We start from the raw sequence: 16336 nt of genomic DNA, 5'->3' as shown, positions 1-16336 counted from the left end.
GCCGGGGTGACGGGATCAATATTCCGCAGCGCGCTCACGCCAGGCCGGCTTCGCGCAGCCGCGCCGCCCAGTCGATGCCGGTGTCGCCCACGGCGAGGAATTCAGGATTGAGCAGCGATTCGCCGCGGTTGTAGCGCAGCGGCCGGCCACTGAGATCGAGCACCGCACCGCCGGCTTCTTCGAGCACGCATTGCGCGGCGGCGGTATCCCATTCGCTGGTCGGGCCGCGGCGCAGGTAGACATCGGCGGCGCCGCGCGCCAGCAGGCAGAACTTCAGCGAGGAACCCAGCGGCTGCAGGCGGAATTCATCGCCCAGCAAGCGGCGTAGCGCCGCCTCGCCTTCGCCGCCATGCGACCGGCTGCCGGCGGCCACCGGCGGATTGGCCAGCTCGCGGGTGGAAATGCGTTCCCATTCGGCCCCGGCCTGCACCTGCCACCAGGCGCCATGCCCGCGCGCGGCGACGAACAGTTCCTCCGTGACCGGCGCCAGCACCACGCCCAGCACCGGTTCGCCCGCGTCGATCAGCGCGATATTGACGGTGAATTCGCCATTGCGCTTGATGAATTCGCGGGTGCCGTCGAGCGGATCCACCAGCCAGTAGCGCGACCAGCTGCGGCGCTGTTCCCACGGCAGCTGGCTGGCTTCTTCCGATACCAGCGGCAGCACCGGATCGAGCTGCGCCAGGCCGGCGGCAATCACGTTTTGCGCAGCCAGGTCAGCCGCCGTGAGCGGCGAGCGGTCTTCCTTCAGCTCGACGTCGAAGTCTTCGCGGTAGATGGCCATGATGGCCTCGCCGGCGCGGCGCGCCAGCAGGCCGATCTCAAGCAGCAGGGGATGATCGGGAGTGTCGCTCACGTTCGTTGCAATCGTCCGGCGAGGTATTCGCGCGCCAGGAACAGCGCGGCGATGGAGCGGCCTTCGGTGACATCGTCACGCGAGACCAGGGTATGCAGGTCGGCCAGCTTCCAGGGCACTACTTCGAGCGGCTCGGGCTCGTCGCCGACCAGTTTTTCGGGATAGAGATCCTGCGCCAGCACCACGTGCGCCATATGCGTCATGTAGGACGGCGACAGCGACAGGTTGTGCAGGATTTTCAGCGAACGCGCGCCGTAGCCGACTTCTTCCTTCAACTCGCGGTTGGCGCCCTGCTCGACCGTTTCGTCGCGGTCGAGCCGCCCCTTGGGCAGGCCCAGCTCGTAGCGCTCCACGCCGACGCCGTATTCGCGCACCAGCAACACCGTCTGCTCGTCGATCATCGGCACGATGATCACTGCGCCCAGGCCGCTGCCTTTCAGCCGCTCGTAGGTGCGATGCTCGCCGTTGGAGAATTCGAGATCGATTTTTTCCACGCGCAGGAAGCTGCTGGCATCGGAATCCTGCTTGGCGTGGATGATGGGGTAGCGTGGAGGCATCGGGGGATTGTAACCGTTGTCGTCCGATTTATAGGGCCAGTCGCCGCAGCGCCTGCGCATGGATAGCCGGCGTGCCGGCCAGCACGCTGCGGGTTTCGAGGCTGAGCGGCTGGCCATGCAGGTCGGTGAATACCCCGCCGGCCTCGCGCACGATCACCGCCAGCGGCGCGATATCGAGGATGTTCACATCCGATTCGATCACCAGGTCCAGGCCGCCGCGTGCAAGCAGGTGGTAATGGCAGAAATCACCATAGCCGCGGATGCGGTTGCTGTCGCGGATCAGCGCGCCCAGTGCATCCCAGCGCGCGTCGCCGGTCAGCGTTTTCACATTGCCGATCGAGAGCGCGGCCTGCGCCATCTGCGCCGTCGGCGCCACCTCTACCCGGCTGCCGTCGAGCCACGCCCCGCCGCCCGCGCTGGCCCACATCGTTTCGCCGTACACCGGCGCGCTCGATACGCCCAGCACCAGCTCGCCCCGATACATAAGCGCAATCTGGGTGGAAAAGAACGGCGTGCGCCGCACGAAACTCTTGGTGCCATCCAGCGGATCGACCAGCCACAGCAGCCCATCCCGCTCGCCGTCCAGGCCAAACTCCTCACCGTAGATCGCCGCGCCCGGCAGGGCCGGTGCGAGCACGGCGCGGATCGCCTGCTCGGCCTCGCGGTCGGCAATCGTAACCGGCGTGGCGTCGGACTTGATCTCAACCTCGACGCCGCGGCGCCAGTAGTGAAGGATCACCTCGGCCGCCGCGGCGGCGGCCTCGCGCGCTGCCTTAAGCGCCGCATCCCATCGCGGATCGTTCATGGATGTCCTGTCGCTGGATTGAGTTGGGCCAAGCCGCCACGATAGCGGACTTGCACGCTGCCGTCCGCAGCAGGATGGCCAAAGCCGCGCAGCCAGTGCAGCAAGGCCGGATCGTCGCGGCGTGGCTTCATATCCAGTTGCAGCTCCCAGCCGAGCGGGCTTACGGATAGCCGTCCAGCCGTCCGCAAGGGACCGCTGCCATCATCGTCGAGCGTGGCCTTGAGCACACCGGCTTCGGCCTGTACGACAAGCCGCAGCCGGCCTAGCGCGACGGTGCCTTGCGTCGTGCGCACGGCAGCGTGCGACCAGCTGCCGGACGCATCGGCCTGCATTGGCCACTGCCCTTGCAGCAGCATGTGCGTGATGTGCAGATCCAGCTGGCCTTGCGGTTGCCCCGCGAGCAGTGGCTGCATGCCGAGCATGGCCATGTCGGCATGCAGATCGACGTCGTGCCAGTTTTCCTGCGTGTCGGAGATCCGCTGCATCTGCGCCTGCAGTTGCAGCTGCGGCTGGCGCAGATCCATGCCGAACCGCACATCGCCCAGCAAGGCGCGCCGCGACAACGTCCAGTGCAACTGGCCAAGCGCGGCGCCATCGGCGGTGGACACCTGCCCGGCCTGGCCATCCCACAGGCTGCCGCCCACCTGCTCCCATTGCAGGCCGTGCAGGCGCGATTGCATCAGGCCTAGCGCCAGCCGCGCCGGCATGAACCACACCAGCAGGGCCAGTGCGGCAACAAAAACGGCCACACCGGCCAGGACTGCGCGCAAATACGTCATGCCATCGCTTTCTGCAGGGAGGCGGCCGCGCCCTTGAGGCGATCGGCCAATGCGCCGATCATAGCCGGATGACTCCAGCACACGACGCCAACGCCGCACTTACCCGGCGCGATCTCCAGCATATCTGGCATCCCTGCACGCAGATGCACGACCACGAGCAGGTGCCGCTGGTGCCGATCGTGCGCGGCGAAGGCGTGTGGCTGATCGATGCCGACGGCCGCCGCTATCTCGACGGCATCAGCTCCTGGTGGACCAATCTGTTCGGCCACGCCAATCCGCGCATTGCCGCAGGCCTGGCTGAACAGGCCAGGACGCTGGAGCACGTGATCTTCGCCGGCTTCACCCATCCACCTGCGATCGAACTGGCCGAACAGCTGGTGCAGATCACCCCGGCCGGACTGGACAAGGTGTTCTTCGCCGACAACGGCTCGGCCGCCGTCGAAGTGGCGCTGAAGATGAGTTTCCACTATTGGCTCAACCAGGGACACGGCGAAAAGACGCGTTTTATCGCGCTGAGCGGCAGCTATCACGGCGAAACGCTGGGCGCCCTGTCGGTGAGCGATGTGGCGCTCTACCGCAAGACCTATGCGCCGCTGTTGTTGACGCCGATCCTGGCGCCGTCGCCGGATGCGTATGAAGGCGAGCCAGGCGAATCGCCCGAGCAAACCGCAGCACGCCGACTCGAAGCGATGCGCGCACTGCTGGAGCGGCACGCGCACGAAACCTGTGCCGTGATCGTCGAGCCGCTGGTGCAGTGTGCCGGCGGCATGCGCATGTATCACCCCAGCTATCTGACCGGGCTGCGCGCGCTATGCGATCAATACCAGGTGCATTTTATCGCCGATGAAATCGCCGTCGGCTTCGGCCGCACCGGCACCATGTTCGCGTGCGAGCAGGCGCAGGTCGCACCGGATTTCATGTGCCTGTCCAAGGGACTCACCGGCGGCACCCTGCCGCTGTCGGCGGTGCTGACCACCGAGCACGTATATGCCGCTTTCTATGCGGAATACAGCGCCGGCAAGGCGTTCCTGCATTCGCACAGCTATACCGGCAATCCGCTGGCATGCCGCGCGGCGCTGGAAACGCTGGCGATCTTCCGCGACGAGCCGGTACTGGAACGCAATCGCGCGCTATCCGCACATCTGGCCAAGGCACTCGCGCCGTTGCGCGCGCATCCGCATGTTGCCGACGTGCGCCAGCACGGCATGATCGCGGCGGTGGAACTGGTCGCAGACAAGACCACGCGCCGCCCCTTCCCCGCAGCCGAGCGGCGCGGCATGCATGTGTATCTGCACGGACTGCAACACGGTGCGCTGCTGCGGCCGCTGGGCAATATCGTCTACTTCATGCCGCCGTACGTGATCACCGAAGCGCAGATCGATCAACTCGTGCAGGTGGCCAGCGACGGCATTACGCTCGCGGTCAAGGCTTAGCGGCCATCAATGCCGTTGCAAGGTGACGCTCGGATCCAGCTGCTGCAACTCCGGGCCGAGCTTCATCTTGCCGGTGCTGTCCAGTTCGTCCTTGCTGTAGGAGCGCCCCGCCACGGGCAGGCATTGGCCCGGCTTGGGCGGAATCAGGCTACCGGTGTCGCGAATGCAGTTGCGATCGCCCGGCTTCAACGGCGAGGCGTGGCCGGGGGATGCTGCGGATGACGCTGCAGCGGGCACCAAGGGCGCTGGCGGGACATTCTGCGGCGCTGCGCGCAGCGCGGTCGCAAAGCCGGCGGCGGCCAGCAGGATCACGACGGTAACGATCTTGGACATGGCAAGCTCCTGCTCGCCCGGGGAGTGGCGAGCCACCAGTGGGTACTCACCATCCTGATCCCGCGTTGCCCCGCCCGCAAGCCAGAGGGGCAGATCCGGCCAGCGGCGTTTAGTTGCGTGAACGCACCGCGACGGCAAGTTGTATGCTGGACGGTCCTTCTGTTACGCGAACCTGTATGCGCAGCACCCGCATCCACGTCGATCAGGCCCTGTCCCTGCATACCGAACTGGCCCTGCCGCAACAGGCCGCCGAACACGTGGCGCGCGTGCTGCGCATGAACGCGGGCGACATGCTTACCGTGTTCAACGGCGATGGCTACGACTACGCCGCCACGCTGGTGTCGGTAGGCAAGCGCGAGGTCGTCGTGCGCCTCGAAGAGCGTGAGCAGGTCGCGTGCGAATCTCCGCTCCGGCTCACCCTGGCGCAAGGCGTGGCGCGCGGCGAAAAGATGGACCTGATCGTGCAGAAGGCGACCGAGCTGGGCGTGGCGCGGGTTGTGCCACTGTTTACCGAGCGCTCCGAAGTGAAGCTGGATGCGGCGCGCGCCGACAAGCGCCTGCTGCACTGGCGTGCCGTGGCCGCCAGCGCCTGCGAGCAGAGCGGCCGCGTGTGCGTGCCAGAAATTGCGCCCGCGCAGTTGCTGCAGGAGTGGCTGAAAGATCTCGTCGCCGACGATGCGCAACGCGTTGCCCTGCTGCCCGAGGGCACGCTGCGCGCGCGCGCATTGCGCTTCGGCGATGCCGGGGGCTTGCTGGTAGTGGGGCCGGAAGGCGGCCTGGGCGAACGCGATGTCGGTGCGTTGCAGGAAGCGGGATTTCAGGGCCTGCGCCTGGGGCCGCGGATATTGCGTACCGAAACCGCGGGCCTGGCCGCATTGGCGGCGCTGCAGGCCTTGCACGGCGATCTATAAGCCGGCCAGTAGGTTGGGTTAGCGCAGCGTAACCCAACAAATCTTCATCGAAGCGGCGAGGCATTGTTGGGTTACCCCCGGATCAAGTCCGGGGTAACCCAATCTACGCCAGCTCACTCGCCACATGGCCATGCGCAACAGGTCGCGAAAATCGGCGCTTCAGCTCGCTTGCTGCAGCAGCTCGTAGACTTCGTTCTCGATCCCTTCCAGATCGGGGATCACCGCCACGTCGTCGCGCACCAGCACCTGCGCCTTCACGCCGCGCGGCAGCGGCTTGCCGTCGTGGGTGGGGATGATCAGCTCGGAGTTGAGCGTGGTCAGTCGCGGGAAGCCCTGGGTGAGCACGGCTACGAACGGCAGTTCGGCATTGTCGCCAAGCGCCTTGAGCACGGCCACGCGCACACTCAGTTCGGTATCGCCTTCTTCGGCGCCAGCCAGCTTGGTGAAGGAGATCAGCGGCACGCGCCAGCCGCGCCAGGCGATGCGCCCGACCAGCCAGTCCGGCGCATCAGGAACCGGCTCGGGCGTAGCCAGCGTAATCACTTCGGCCACGGTCGCATTGGGCAGCAGCAGGCGCAGATTGCCGACCGGCACCAGCACGCAGCGGATTTCACGGGGAAGTTGCTGTTCGCTCATCGGAAGTCCTCGACCAGTCGCACCGCGAGCTCTTGCGGCGAACCGGAGAAACTGGCCAGGCGTTCGGCCAGCACGCCATGCACCATGTCGGAATAGTGGTCGCTGACGGACGATTCGACCCACACCTGTCCGCCGCGATCGTGGATCGCCTGCGCGCCGGCCACCGCGTCGGTGGCCTTGCCGGCGAAGACGATCGCCAGCGCATCGCGCCCGAAGACGTTGGCCGCCATCGTGAAGCTGCTGTCGATCGAAGGCGCCTGCTCGTTGTCGCCGTCATTGGCGGCGCTGAGTTCCACGCGGCCATCGCGCAGCACCCGCACCTGTTGCCCGCGTGGCACCACCAGCACTTCGCCGACGCGCGCACGCGCGCCGGTCGCCGCCACTTTCACCGGCAGCGCACTGCGCTCGGCCAGCGACTGCGCCAGCTGTTCGGCAGCGCCATCGCCCTGATGCTGGGTCAGCAGGATCGGCAGCTTCAGGTCGGCCGGCAAGCCGGCCAGGAAATTCGCCAGCGATGCACCGCTGTCACGCGCCGCGCCCAGCACCAGCAGCCGCGCAAACGCGGTTTCCAGCTCGTGCAAATGGGTTTCGTAGGGTTGGTAATCGTGCTTGGGCGCGATGGCTTCTTCCATCGACACCAGCTCCAGGCTCATGCCCGGCGCAATTGGCAGCTCGCTCTCTTCGACCTGCTCGGCAGCCGGCGCCAGGTAGTCGGCAGCGCTTACTTTTTCCACACCGAACACCGGGCTGTTCTTGGCCGGCGCAGGTGCAGCGGCTTCTTCATCCACAAAGCCCCATTCCGGTGCGGTGGGTGTAGGGGTCTGCTGCGCCAGCGTGGAGCGGTCGATTACCGGCGCGGTGAACGCCTCGCCAGCATCGGCCAGCGAAAGATGATCGAGGTTGATCTCGAATGCGGGCGGTTTGGCGACTTCCACGGCCGCGGGCTCGGAAGTAGTGAGCTCGGCGGTTGTCGCCGGCAATGCTGCTTCCTGCACAGCCGTTTCCTGCGCAGCCGCTTCGTGCTGGCCGAAATCGCCATCGTGCAACGGCGGCAGTTCGTCTTCCGCCTGGTATTTCAGGCCCGAACCGAATTCGCTTTCGATCGGCTCGCCACCTTCGTCCGAGGCCAGCAGGGCTTCCAGCTCGGCCGCCAGCGTTTCGCTGTCCGGTGCCGAGTCGTCGTGCACCAGCGGCAGTTCTTCGCCCTGATCTTCCAGCGCCGCTTCATCGATCAGTGCAGCCGCCTCCGGTGCCGCTACGAGTTCTTCGTACGGTGCAGGCGCTTCGATTTCGCGTGCATGGTCGGGACGCGGCGGATCGATGCTGCCGCTGTTCAACGCCTTGGCCGCCAGGTGACGCGCCCAGCGCGCACGGTCCCAGCCCTCTAGTGCGCGGCTGGCCTGCGCGTCATTGAATACCACCGGGATGTCGCCCGATTCGATCAGGCCGTAGATGCGGTCGAGCGTTGCGTCGTCTACCGCATCGTCCAGATTCACCACCAGCACGTCCACGCCGGACTGGCGCAGCTGTGCTGCGTCGAAGCTGCTTAGCGGGCCTTCGTGGGCGATCTGTGCGCCGTGCTCGGAAAGTGCGGCGCGCAGGTGACTACCAAGCTCAGCATCATCAAAGAAGAGCGCGATGTGCTTCGGGTCTGACGTCATACCCCGGTTACCTCGCGCCGGAAGCTGTTTGGCCGCAGGCCAAGGCAGAGCGAAGGAGCATATGTCGATACGTGACTGAGCGATGCCAGACTCTTAATCATTCACCGGCTCCCGCGCATGCTGCTCCAGCACTTCGCTGATCTGCGCCAACAGTTCCGCTTCCTGGTACGGCTTGCCGAGGTAGCGTTCCACGCCGAGATCGAACGCGCGCTGGCGATGCTTTTCGCCGGTACGCGAGGTGATCATGATGATCGGCACGCCACGGAAGCGCGGGTCGGCCTTCATCTGGATTGCCAGCTCGTAGCCGTCCATGCGCGGCATTTCGATGTCGAGCAGCATCAGGTCGGGCACGCGTTCATGCAGCTTTTCGAGCGCGTCGAGGCCGTCCTTCGCGGTTTCCACTTCGTACTCGTGGCGCTCCAGGACGCGGCCGGTGACCTTGCGCATGGTGATGGAATCGTCCACCACCATCACCAGCGGCCGCGTGCGTACATCTTCGACCACCGGCGCAACGCTCGCGTACGACGCACCTTCGGCCAGGCGCTGCTCGCGCCGGCTCAGGCCGTGGCGCACCAGCGGGGCCAGGTCGAGAATCACCAGCACCGAGCCGTCGCCCATGATGGTGGCACCGAGGATGCCCGGCACCGAGCTCACCTGCGGGCCGACCGACTTCACCACGATTTCGCGCGAGCCGATCACGGCGTCGATGCGGATCGCGGCGCGCAGGTCGCCCGAACGGGTCAGCAGCAGCGGCAGCTGTTCCTCGTCGCCGACATGGCCCGAGACCAGGCCGAGCAGCTCGGACAAATCGTGGATGCCGAACTCTTCGCCGTTGTATTCGAACTGCGGATTGTCTTCCGCCATGCGCTGGGCGAGTTCGTCCGGCGTAATGCGCGCCACACCCTGCACCGAGGTCATCGGGATGGCGAAGGTGGATTCGCCGATGCGTACCAGGATCGCCTGGGTTACCGCCAGAGTGAACGGCAGGCGCAGCACAAACGTCGTGCCCACGCCCTGGGTCGATTCAATCGCCAGCGAACCGCCAAGCTGCTTGATCTCGTTCGCCACCACGTCCATGCCCACGCCGCGGCCGGCAAGCTGGGTCACCGTGCTGGCAGTGGAGAAGCCGGTCTGGGTGATCAGCGCCAGCAACTGGTCGTCGCTGAGGCGCGTTTCATGGCGCACCAGGCCGCGTTCGATCGCGCGCTTGCGGATCGCTTCGCGGTCCAGGCCACGGCCGTCATCGCTGACGCGCACCACCACCTCGGTGGCTTCGCGCGCCACGCGGATGCGTACCGCGCCCTCTTCCGGCTTGCCCGCCTTGCGGCGTTCGTCCGGCGTTTCGATACCGTGCGCTACGGCATTGCGCAGCATGTGCTCGAACGGCGCCTTGATGCGGTCGAGCAGGTTGCGGTCCATTTCACCGTGCGCGCCTTCCACGTACAGCTGGGCGCTCTTGGTTTCTTCCTGCGCGGCCTGACGCAGCGTGCGGCGCAGATTCGGCACCATGGTGTCGAACGGCAGCATGCGGGTGCGCAGCAAGCCTTCCTGCAGTTCCGAACTCACGCGCGACTGCTGGATCAGCAGCGTTTCCGCCTGACGGGTAAGTTCGTCGAGCATGTTCTGGATCGACACCAAGTCCGATACCGACTCGGCCAGTGCACGCGAGTACTGCTGCAGCTGCGAGAAACGGTCGAGCTCGAGCGGATCGAACACACCGATGCCGGCTTCGCGGTGCTCGCGCTGGAAGCGCGCGATGATCTGCGCCTCGGTTTCGATTTCCAGCATGCGCAGCTGGCCGCGCAGACGCGATACCGTCTGTTCCAGTTCGACCAGGTTGAAGCGGTAGGCCGAAACCTGCTGCTCCAGGCGCGAGCGGTAGATCGCCACTTCGCCGGCGTTGTTCACCAGGCTGTCGAGCAGGTCGGCGCGAACGCGGATCTGTTCCTGTGCGGTGCGTCCGACTTCTTCGGTCTGCAGCTCCTCTGCCGGCAGCAGCGACGGCAGTTCCACCATCGGCAACGGCTGCGGCGCGGGCACGTGGATATGCTGCTCCGCCGGCGCTTCCGCAGAGGCTGCAGCAGGTTCTTCGGTGCCCTTCTGCAACAGCTCGATCATCGCGTGCGGGTAGGCAATGCCCTTGCCCTGCGATACGCGCTGCACCAGGCCGTGCATCTGGTCGAAGGCCACTTCCAGCGTACCGATCAGCGGCGCGGTCTGCTGCGGATCGATGTTGTGCGAACGCTCCAGCAAGCTTTCGATGGCGTGGCTCAGATCGCCCACCGGGGTGACGCCGGCGATGCGTGCGCCACCCTTGAGGGTGTGCAGCGCACGCAGCAGTCCGTTCATATGCGACACATCGGCCGGTTCGGCATGCCATTTCGCCAGCACGCCGTCGGCGTCGTCGAGAATCTCGCGCGCCTCTTCGCTGAAGATTTCCAGCAAGTCGGGATCGATATGGCTGAAGATGAGCAGCTCTTCTGCCGGCACCGCTTCCTCGGCCACATGCACCGGCTCGGCTTCCACCGCAGGCTCTTCCGCTGCGTGCACGGGCTCCTCTGCCACGTGTGCGGGTTCCTCCGCCACGTGTACAGGCTCTTCCGCCACATGCTCGGCTTCGGCCTCGACGTGCTCCGGCTCGGGCTCCGGCGTGAGTTCCTGCTCCGTCGCTTCTTCGGCAACGTGCTCCACTTGCGGCGCTTCATCCGCAAGCTTGCTCTCTTCGTCCGCAGCCTCTGCTTCGGTGGCCGGCGTGGCGTCGAGCAGTTCGTTCGCGGCCAAGTGCTGCACATCGGCATGCAGCTCGACCGGCGCGACGTCCGCTTCGTGCGTCAGCGCGGTGGCGTGTTCTTCCGGCTCCAGCGCATCGAGGCTGGCGAGTAGCGCGGCAAATTCTTCTTCCTCCGCGCTGGTCTCCGGCTCGTGCTGGCTCAGCGGCTCCGTCGTTTCCGGTGCGGCGTGCTCGAACGACTCGATCGTCTGTTCCGGTTCGTGCGCGGAGAGCGCGGCCAGCAGCTCCGCCTCATCGTCATCGTGACTGAGCGGCGCGTCGAACTGAGTTTCTGCATCGTGCTCGGCCGGCGCCTGCTGCGACGGGGCGAGCGGCGTTTCGAATTCGATGTGCTGGGCTTCGTGCGCATCGGGCGCGGCCGCTTCGGCTTCCAGCTGATGCGGCTCGAACACCACGTGCGCCATCTGCGGTTCGGGCTGGTGATCGCGCAGCTGTTCCAGCCGTTCGATCAGCGCCGCGGCATCCGGCAGCTGCGGATACGGCGTGTCGAACTGCGCCATCACTTCGTCGACCACGTCGGCGCTCTGGCGCAACAGACGCACGCCCTCGGTCGACAACGGCTGGCCGGCGGCGCGCAGGCGCTTGAGCAGGCTTTCCAGCGGCGACAGCAGGTGCATCAGCAACGGAATCTCGACCATCGCGATCGCGCCGTGCAGGGTATGCACGGCACGCAGCAGGCCGTCTTCCACCGGCAGCTCGCCGTCGGCGAAGTTGGCGGCGTTGCGGATGATCTGCAGGTACTGCGCCACTTCGCTGCGCAGGATTTCCAGCAGCACCGGATCGACCGGCGGCAACACCGGCTCGTGGATCGGTGCGAAGAACGCGGCAGGCTCGGCGACTTCGACCGGCTGCTGTGCGGCAACGGAGTGATCGGTATGGGTGGCGGCCGGAATGGCATCGATCGCCGCGTCCGTACGCGGCACGCGACGGCGCACCACGCGCCGCACGGTCTGCACGTCGCCGGTAGAGGCGAACTGCTCCATGCTGGCCTGTTCGCCGGCGGCAAGCTTGTCGGCAGCCTGCATGATCGCGCTCAGCGGCGCGGTCGGCAGCTGGCCGTCGCGGAGCATGGCCAGCAGTTGCGGCAGTGCGTCGATGGCATGGCCGACCAGCACCTGCACACCTTCGTGCGGCGGCACGGTGCCGTCGAGCACGCGGTTGAGCATGTTCTCCACGCGCCAGGCGAATTCGCCCAGCACGCTGGCACCGACCAGGCGGCCGGAACCCTTCAAGGTATGGAACGAACGGCGGATCGGCGTCAGCGCGGTGAGCTGGGCCGCATCGGCCACCCACGCTTCCTGCGCCTGCCGCAGGTTGTTGATCTCTTCCTGCATTTCTTCCAGGAAGATCTCGCGGATATCGTCGTCGATGCCCTCGGTGCTGGCCTGGAAGCCGGCGCCGGCGGCGAGCGGATCGGCAGACGCCACCTGCTCTTCGACTTCTTCTTCGATCTCGATCCAGTCGGCGCCTTCATCGGCGGCGGGCGCGTAGGTGCGGCTTTCGGTTTCGACCAGATGCAGGCCGGTGACGTCGTGCACCAGCGGCGCCGGCGTTTCGGCATGACCGATGAACAGCCCGCTGACATCCTCGCCATGGGCGAGGCTCACCGGCTCGTTCAAGGTCGGTGCCGGCGCATGCAGTTCGGCATGCGCTTCTTCTTCCGGCTCCGGCATCGCCTTGGCCAGCGGTGGCGGCCAATAGCCAAGACCACCCAGGCTGTGCTCGGCGACATCCAGAATGTGCTCGAGGCCGCCGCGATGTTCGCGCGCAGCTTCCAGGTAGTACTCCAGTGCCGCCAGGGCGTCGGCCAGCTGGTCCATCTGGACACTGCTGGGCACGCGCTGATCCACGCACAGTTCGTTGCCGATAAAGCGGCCCACGCCTTCGGCGATCTGCGCCGGGCGCGGCGAAGACAGCATGCGCATGGCGCCGGCTACTTCGTCCATCAGCGCCGGCATGCCGTTGAGCTGCTCGTGCTGCCAGCCCGATTCCACGAAGGCCACGATGCCGTTCTTCACCTTGCCGGTGTTGCCGACGGCCTCGTTCATCAGGGTGGCGAGGATGTGGCGCGCCTCGCTGCGCGGCAGCATGGCCGGCCCCTGCTCTTCGGCCGGCGCGTTTTCGGCACCGAGGCTTTCGATATGGTCGTCCAGCGACGCTTCTACATAGAGCAGCGCACCGGCCACATCCAGCAGCGACTCCTCATCGGGGCTGCGCATGCGATTGGCGACTTCTTCCAGCACGCGGCGCTGTTCGTTGATCACGCGGCGCGGCACGTTCAGCGCCAGCATGCCGAGCGTGTCGCCGACGCGCTCGAGCACTTCGGCCTGGGCGCCGAGCTGGGCGGGGTCGGCATCGGCCTGGCGCAGGAACAGGTCCAGCGATTCCTTTACGCGCAGCAGATCGTCCTTCAGCGCGCGGGCGACCGAATCGAGCAGGGCCCGGTTATGGCCGGCCATCGAGCCGCGTGCGTGCTCCAGCTCGGTGTCGTCCGGCACCAGGCCATCGAGGTTGTAGGTCTGCGCCAGCTGCGTCATCTGCGGGCTGCGCTGCTTGCACTGCGCCACGATGTACAGCAGCTTGCGCGCCAGGTCGTCGGCGTCGCCGCCCTGCAGGCTGTTTTCACCCTGCTCGATCAGCTGGCGGATGCTGCGGTCGACGCGGCCGATCAACTGGCGCACTTCGCCCGCATGGTTCTTCAGCACACCGTGATCGAGGCCTTCGAGCACGCCGGCCGCAATCCACCACAGCCGGCGTCCGGGCGTGGTGGTGCAGCGCGCGGTGATCGCGGTAAGCGTCTTGCGCATGGCGGCGAGCTGATGCTGCGCGCCCTGGCCACGGAACCAGGCCAGCATCTGCTGCTGGAAGCGCAGGCGAAGTTCGCCGATCTCGGCCTTGTTCTGCGCGGCATCGGCGACGTTGGCGGGGGGCGGTGCCTGCGCCGGCAGCTGTGCATCGAGGTTGGGCGTGAACAACGCCGCTTCGGTCAGCGCTTCCTGTTCGCGGCTGGCGCGCAGCTCGTTGAGCAGCGGCAGCAGCACTACCGGCACATCGCGATGGCCGCCGGACAGGCGCTCGAGGTAGTCGGGCAGCTGCATCAGGCCGCGCATCAGCGCGGCGTAGGCATCCTCGCGGTTGCGTACGTGGTCTTCGAGCAGCGAGATGGCCAGTGTTTCCATCTCTTCGGCAACCATCGCCGCGCCGTACAACTCCACCATGCGCAGAGTGCCCTGCACCTGGTGCAGGTTGTCGGCGCAGGAGCGCATGGCTTCGCGCTCGCCGGGGTTGTCGACGTAGGACTCCAGCGCTTGACGTGCGAGCGCAAGCGTCTCGTCAAGCTCGGGCTTGACCCATTGCAGGGTGGTGAAATCGATGTGGTCTTGAAGTCTCATGCGCCCTCCTCAGCGGTTGCGTTGCTGACGCTTCTCGCAACCGTCGAGGCTGCCCTCATTGTTATGGCCCGATATCAACCCGGCAGCTTGAAGTGCGCCACCGAGCGGCGCAAATCGCTAGCCAACTGCGCCAGGTAACCGATCGATTCCGCCGTCTGGCTTGCGCCCTGCGACGTCTGCGACGTGATTTCCTGAATCGCGTTCATGGATTGCGAAATATCCGTCGCGGCGATCGACTGCTGACGCGCCGCGGCGGAGATGTTTTGAATCAGCGCGGACAAGTCGTGCGAAACGCGCTCGATGTCGCCCAGTGCGCTGCCGGCGTCTTCCGCCTTGCGTGCACCGGCCACCACTTCGGCCGTCGTCTGCTCCATGGAATTGACCGCCTCATTGGTGTCGGACTGAATCGTCTGCACCAGGGTTTCAATTCGCTTGGTCGCGCTGGCGGAGCGTTCCGCCAGGCGCTGCACTTCGTCCGCCACCACCGCGAAGCCGCGACCCGCTTCGCCCGCCGAGGCCGCCTGGATAGCGGCGTTCAAGGCGAGGATGTTGGTCTGCTCGGCAATGTCGTTGATCAGTTCCACGATCGAGCCGATTTCCTGCGAGGATTCGCCCAGCCGCTTGATGCGCTTGGACGTTTCCTGGATCTGGTCGCGGATCGAGTCCATGCCGGAGATCGTTTCGCGCACCACTTCGGCGCCGTGCGAAGCGATCTGCACCGAGCGTTCGGCCACGTCAGCCGATTCGGCGGAGTTCTTCGACACATCGTCCATCGAGCTGGCGATCTGGTTGATCGCGGTGGTCGCCGTGCTGATGCGGTGCGCCTGGTTCTGCGCCGCGTCGGCCAGGTGGCGTGCGGTGGTCTGCGTTTCCTGCGCCGAGGACGATACCTGCTCGGAGGTTTCGTTGATCGTCGTCACCAGGGTGCGCAATTCGTCGATGGCGTAGTTCACCGAGTCGGCGATCGCGCCCGTGATGTCCTCGGACACGGTGGTCTTCACCGTCAGGTCGCCTTCGGCGAGCGAACCCATTTCGTCCAGCAGGCGCATGATCGCCTCCTGGTTACGCTGGTTGAGTTCGGTCGATTCGCGGAAGCGGCGGCGCTGGTCGGTCACCAGCTGGATAACCAGCAGCACGGCGAAGGCGGCGGCGCCCAGTGCACCGATCACGCCCCACCACACGTTCGGGAACAGGCGGCGCACCGGCAGCTGGCCGATCTGCTCGGCCAGGTCGTTCGCGCGCAGCAGCACGTTCTGCGAATCCAGCGAGGCCTGGTTGCCGGCGCTCTTCACTTCGGCGATGTTGCTGGCGGCGGCCGCCAGCTTGGCCACCGGGTCGCTCAGCTTGTCCCAGTCGCCCTGCATCTGCGAAAGAATCTTGCGCGCATTGGCATCGCCCAGCTGCTGCACGCCGATGCCCTGGTTGCCTTGCAGCAGACCCTTCAGCACTTCGCCGTAGCTCTGCGCGTCGCGCGAGAGGCCGTCGGCGGAAGCCTGTTCGGATTCGCCGCCCTGCAGCACCTCCTGCACGCGGCGGATGATGCGGTCGGCCAGCAACATCTGGCGCGAGGCACCGAGCATTTCATCCACGCTGCTGCCCTTGCGCTGCTGCAGGATGTTGACCACCTGCTCCATGTTGGAGTTGAGCAGCGGCAATTGCTTGGAAAGATCGTCCGCGCGCTGCGAGGAATCGAGCACCGTCGCCTTGTTGGACAGGATCTTGCCGATATCGCCGTCGAGCTGCTTCCACGCGTCGGCCAGCTTGCTGACCGAACGCCCGGTAGGCGTGGCGTTCTTGTCGGCATAGGGCACCATGCCGGTCTTGCTGTCGCCGTTGACCAGGCGCTGTACGGCCGAGTCGATGGCGTCGCGCGCATTCTCCAGCTCCGCGAAAGAGTCGGCGTTACCGCCGGACGCTTCCAGCGCGTACTTGGCCGTCTGCTGCGACAGCACCTGGATCTGCGTGGTCAGCGAGATCGCCTGGCGATCTTCGCTGTTCTTGAAGTTGAGTAGCACGAAGTCGATGGCCGCGAAGCCGATCGAAACCACCAGCAAGACGATGAGGATGGTATATCCCCGTTCCTTGCCGACGCCCCCTGTAGTGCTCATATCTTCACCTCATCCGTTACTGCCCACCGGCACCACACCCTGCCGGCTCAAATAATCCGGAGCCTAGGCTCCTC

11 protein-coding genes are annotated in these 16336 nt (G+C 66.1%); 2 read left to right on the top strand and 9 right to left on the bottom strand.

Features of this window, described 5'->3' with window-relative positions:
* Positions 1-34: 34 nt before the first annotated feature.
* Genes cysQ through IGX34_RS09215 form a run of 4 tightly spaced genes read right to left on the bottom strand, consistent with a single transcriptional unit; the run spans position 35 to position 2997 of the window.
* A complete protein-coding gene (gene cysQ, locus IGX34_RS09230; protein ID WP_338015444.1) occupies positions 35-856 on the bottom strand; it encodes a 3'(2'),5'-bisphosphate nucleotidase CysQ in 822 nt (273 codons plus the stop codon).
* On the bottom strand, positions 853-1413 hold the full coding sequence (gene nudE / locus IGX34_RS09225) for an ADP compounds hydrolase NudE (protein ID WP_192555425.1): 561 nt from the start codon (positions 1411-1413) through the stop codon (positions 853-855). Before nudE ends, cysQ begins: the two co-directional genes overlap by 4 nt.
* A gap of 28 nt (positions 1414-1441) precedes the next feature.
* Entirely contained in the window at positions 1442-2218 is a 777-nt protein-coding gene (locus IGX34_RS09220; protein ID WP_192555424.1) for an inositol monophosphatase family protein, read from the bottom strand.
* Positions 2215-2997, bottom strand: a complete 783-nt coding sequence (locus tag IGX34_RS09215; RefSeq protein ID WP_192555423.1) for a type II secretion system protein N — start codon at positions 2995-2997, stop codon at positions 2215-2217. Before IGX34_RS09215 ends, IGX34_RS09220 begins: the two co-directional genes overlap by 4 nt.
* A gap of 68 nt (positions 2998-3065) precedes the next feature.
* Between IGX34_RS09215 and IGX34_RS09210 the strand changes: the two genes are divergently transcribed.
* Complete coding sequence (locus IGX34_RS09210) at positions 3066-4430, top strand: adenosylmethionine--8-amino-7-oxononanoate transaminase (RefSeq protein WP_192555422.1); 1365 nt, start codon at positions 3066-3068, stop codon at positions 4428-4430.
* Between the two features lie 6 nt (positions 4431-4436).
* On the opposite strand, the gene IGX34_RS09205 is transcribed toward IGX34_RS09210, so the two are convergent.
* The gene (locus IGX34_RS09205) at positions 4437-4763 is read right to left on the bottom strand and encodes a hypothetical protein (protein ID WP_192555421.1); all 327 of its coding nucleotides are present in this window, start codon (positions 4761-4763) and stop codon (positions 4437-4439) included.
* A 176-nt stretch (positions 4764-4939) separates the two neighbouring features.
* Between IGX34_RS09205 and IGX34_RS09200 the strand changes: the two genes are divergently transcribed.
* A complete protein-coding gene (locus IGX34_RS09200) occupies positions 4940-5674 on the top strand; it encodes a 16S rRNA (uracil(1498)-N(3))-methyltransferase (RefSeq protein WP_192555420.1) in 735 nt (244 codons plus the stop codon).
* A gap of 159 nt (positions 5675-5833) precedes the next feature.
* On the opposite strand, the gene IGX34_RS09195 is transcribed toward IGX34_RS09200, so the two are convergent.
* From IGX34_RS09195 to IGX34_RS09180, 4 genes are all read right to left on the bottom strand, one after another.
* Complete coding sequence (locus tag IGX34_RS09195) at positions 5834-6310, bottom strand: chemotaxis protein CheW (RefSeq protein WP_192555419.1); 477 nt, start codon at positions 6308-6310, stop codon at positions 5834-5836.
* Positions 6307-7971, bottom strand: a complete 1665-nt coding sequence (locus tag IGX34_RS09190) for a chemotaxis protein CheB (protein ID WP_192555418.1) — start codon at positions 7969-7971, stop codon at positions 6307-6309. The genes IGX34_RS09195 and IGX34_RS09190 overlap by 4 nt, the downstream gene beginning before the upstream one ends.
* A 93-nt stretch (positions 7972-8064) precedes the next feature.
* The gene (locus IGX34_RS09185; RefSeq protein WP_192555417.1) at positions 8065-14154 is read right to left on the bottom strand and encodes a hybrid sensor histidine kinase/response regulator; all 6090 of its coding nucleotides are present in this window, start codon (positions 14152-14154) and stop codon (positions 8065-8067) included.
* A gap of 74 nt (positions 14155-14228) precedes the next feature.
* On the bottom strand, positions 14229-16262 hold the full coding sequence (locus tag IGX34_RS09180) for a methyl-accepting chemotaxis protein (protein ID WP_192555416.1): 2034 nt from the start codon (positions 16260-16262) through the stop codon (positions 14229-14231).
* Positions 16263-16336 lie beyond the last annotated feature (74 nt).

Origin of the sequence: Dyella acidiphila (assembly GCF_014863405.1) — a bacterium.
In the GTDB taxonomy this organism is placed as follows: Bacteria; Pseudomonadota; Gammaproteobacteria; order Xanthomonadales; family Rhodanobacteraceae; genus Dyella_B; species Dyella_B acidiphila.
The sequence above is the reverse complement of the archived record's forward strand: the minus strand, read 5'-3'. Positions and strand labels throughout refer to the sequence as shown.

Coding starts and splice junctions, on each gene's coding strand:
- nudE (WP_192555425.1), bottom strand. CDS start 1,413: ATGCCTCCACGCTACCCCATCATCCACGCCAAGCAGGATTCCGATGCC.
- IGX34_RS09220 (WP_192555424.1), bottom strand. CDS start 2,218: ATGAACGATCCGCGATGGGATGCGGCGCTTAAGGCAGCGCGCGAGGCC.
- IGX34_RS09215 (WP_192555423.1), bottom strand. CDS start 2,997: ATGACGTATTTGCGCGCAGTCCTGGCCGGTGTGGCCGTTTTTGTTGCC.
- IGX34_RS09210 (WP_192555422.1), top strand. CDS start 3,066: ATGACTCCAGCACACGACGCCAACGCCGCACTTACCCGGCGCGATCTC.
- IGX34_RS09205 (WP_192555421.1), bottom strand. CDS start 4,763: ATGTCCAAGATCGTTACCGTCGTGATCCTGCTGGCCGCCGCCGGCTTT.
- IGX34_RS09200 (WP_192555420.1), top strand. CDS start 4,940: ATGCGCAGCACCCGCATCCACGTCGATCAGGCCCTGTCCCTGCATACC.
- IGX34_RS09195 (WP_192555419.1), bottom strand. CDS start 6,310: ATGAGCGAACAGCAACTTCCCCGTGAAATCCGCTGCGTGCTGGTGCCG.
- IGX34_RS09190 (WP_192555418.1), bottom strand. CDS start 7,971: ATGACGTCAGACCCGAAGCACATCGCGCTCTTCTTTGATGATGCTGAG.
- IGX34_RS09185 (WP_192555417.1), bottom strand. CDS start 14,154: ATGAGACTTCAAGACCACATCGATTTCACCACCCTGCAATGGGTCAAG.
- IGX34_RS09180 (WP_192555416.1), bottom strand. CDS start 16,262: ATGAGCACTACAGGGGGCGTCGGCAAGGAACGGGGATATACCATCCTC.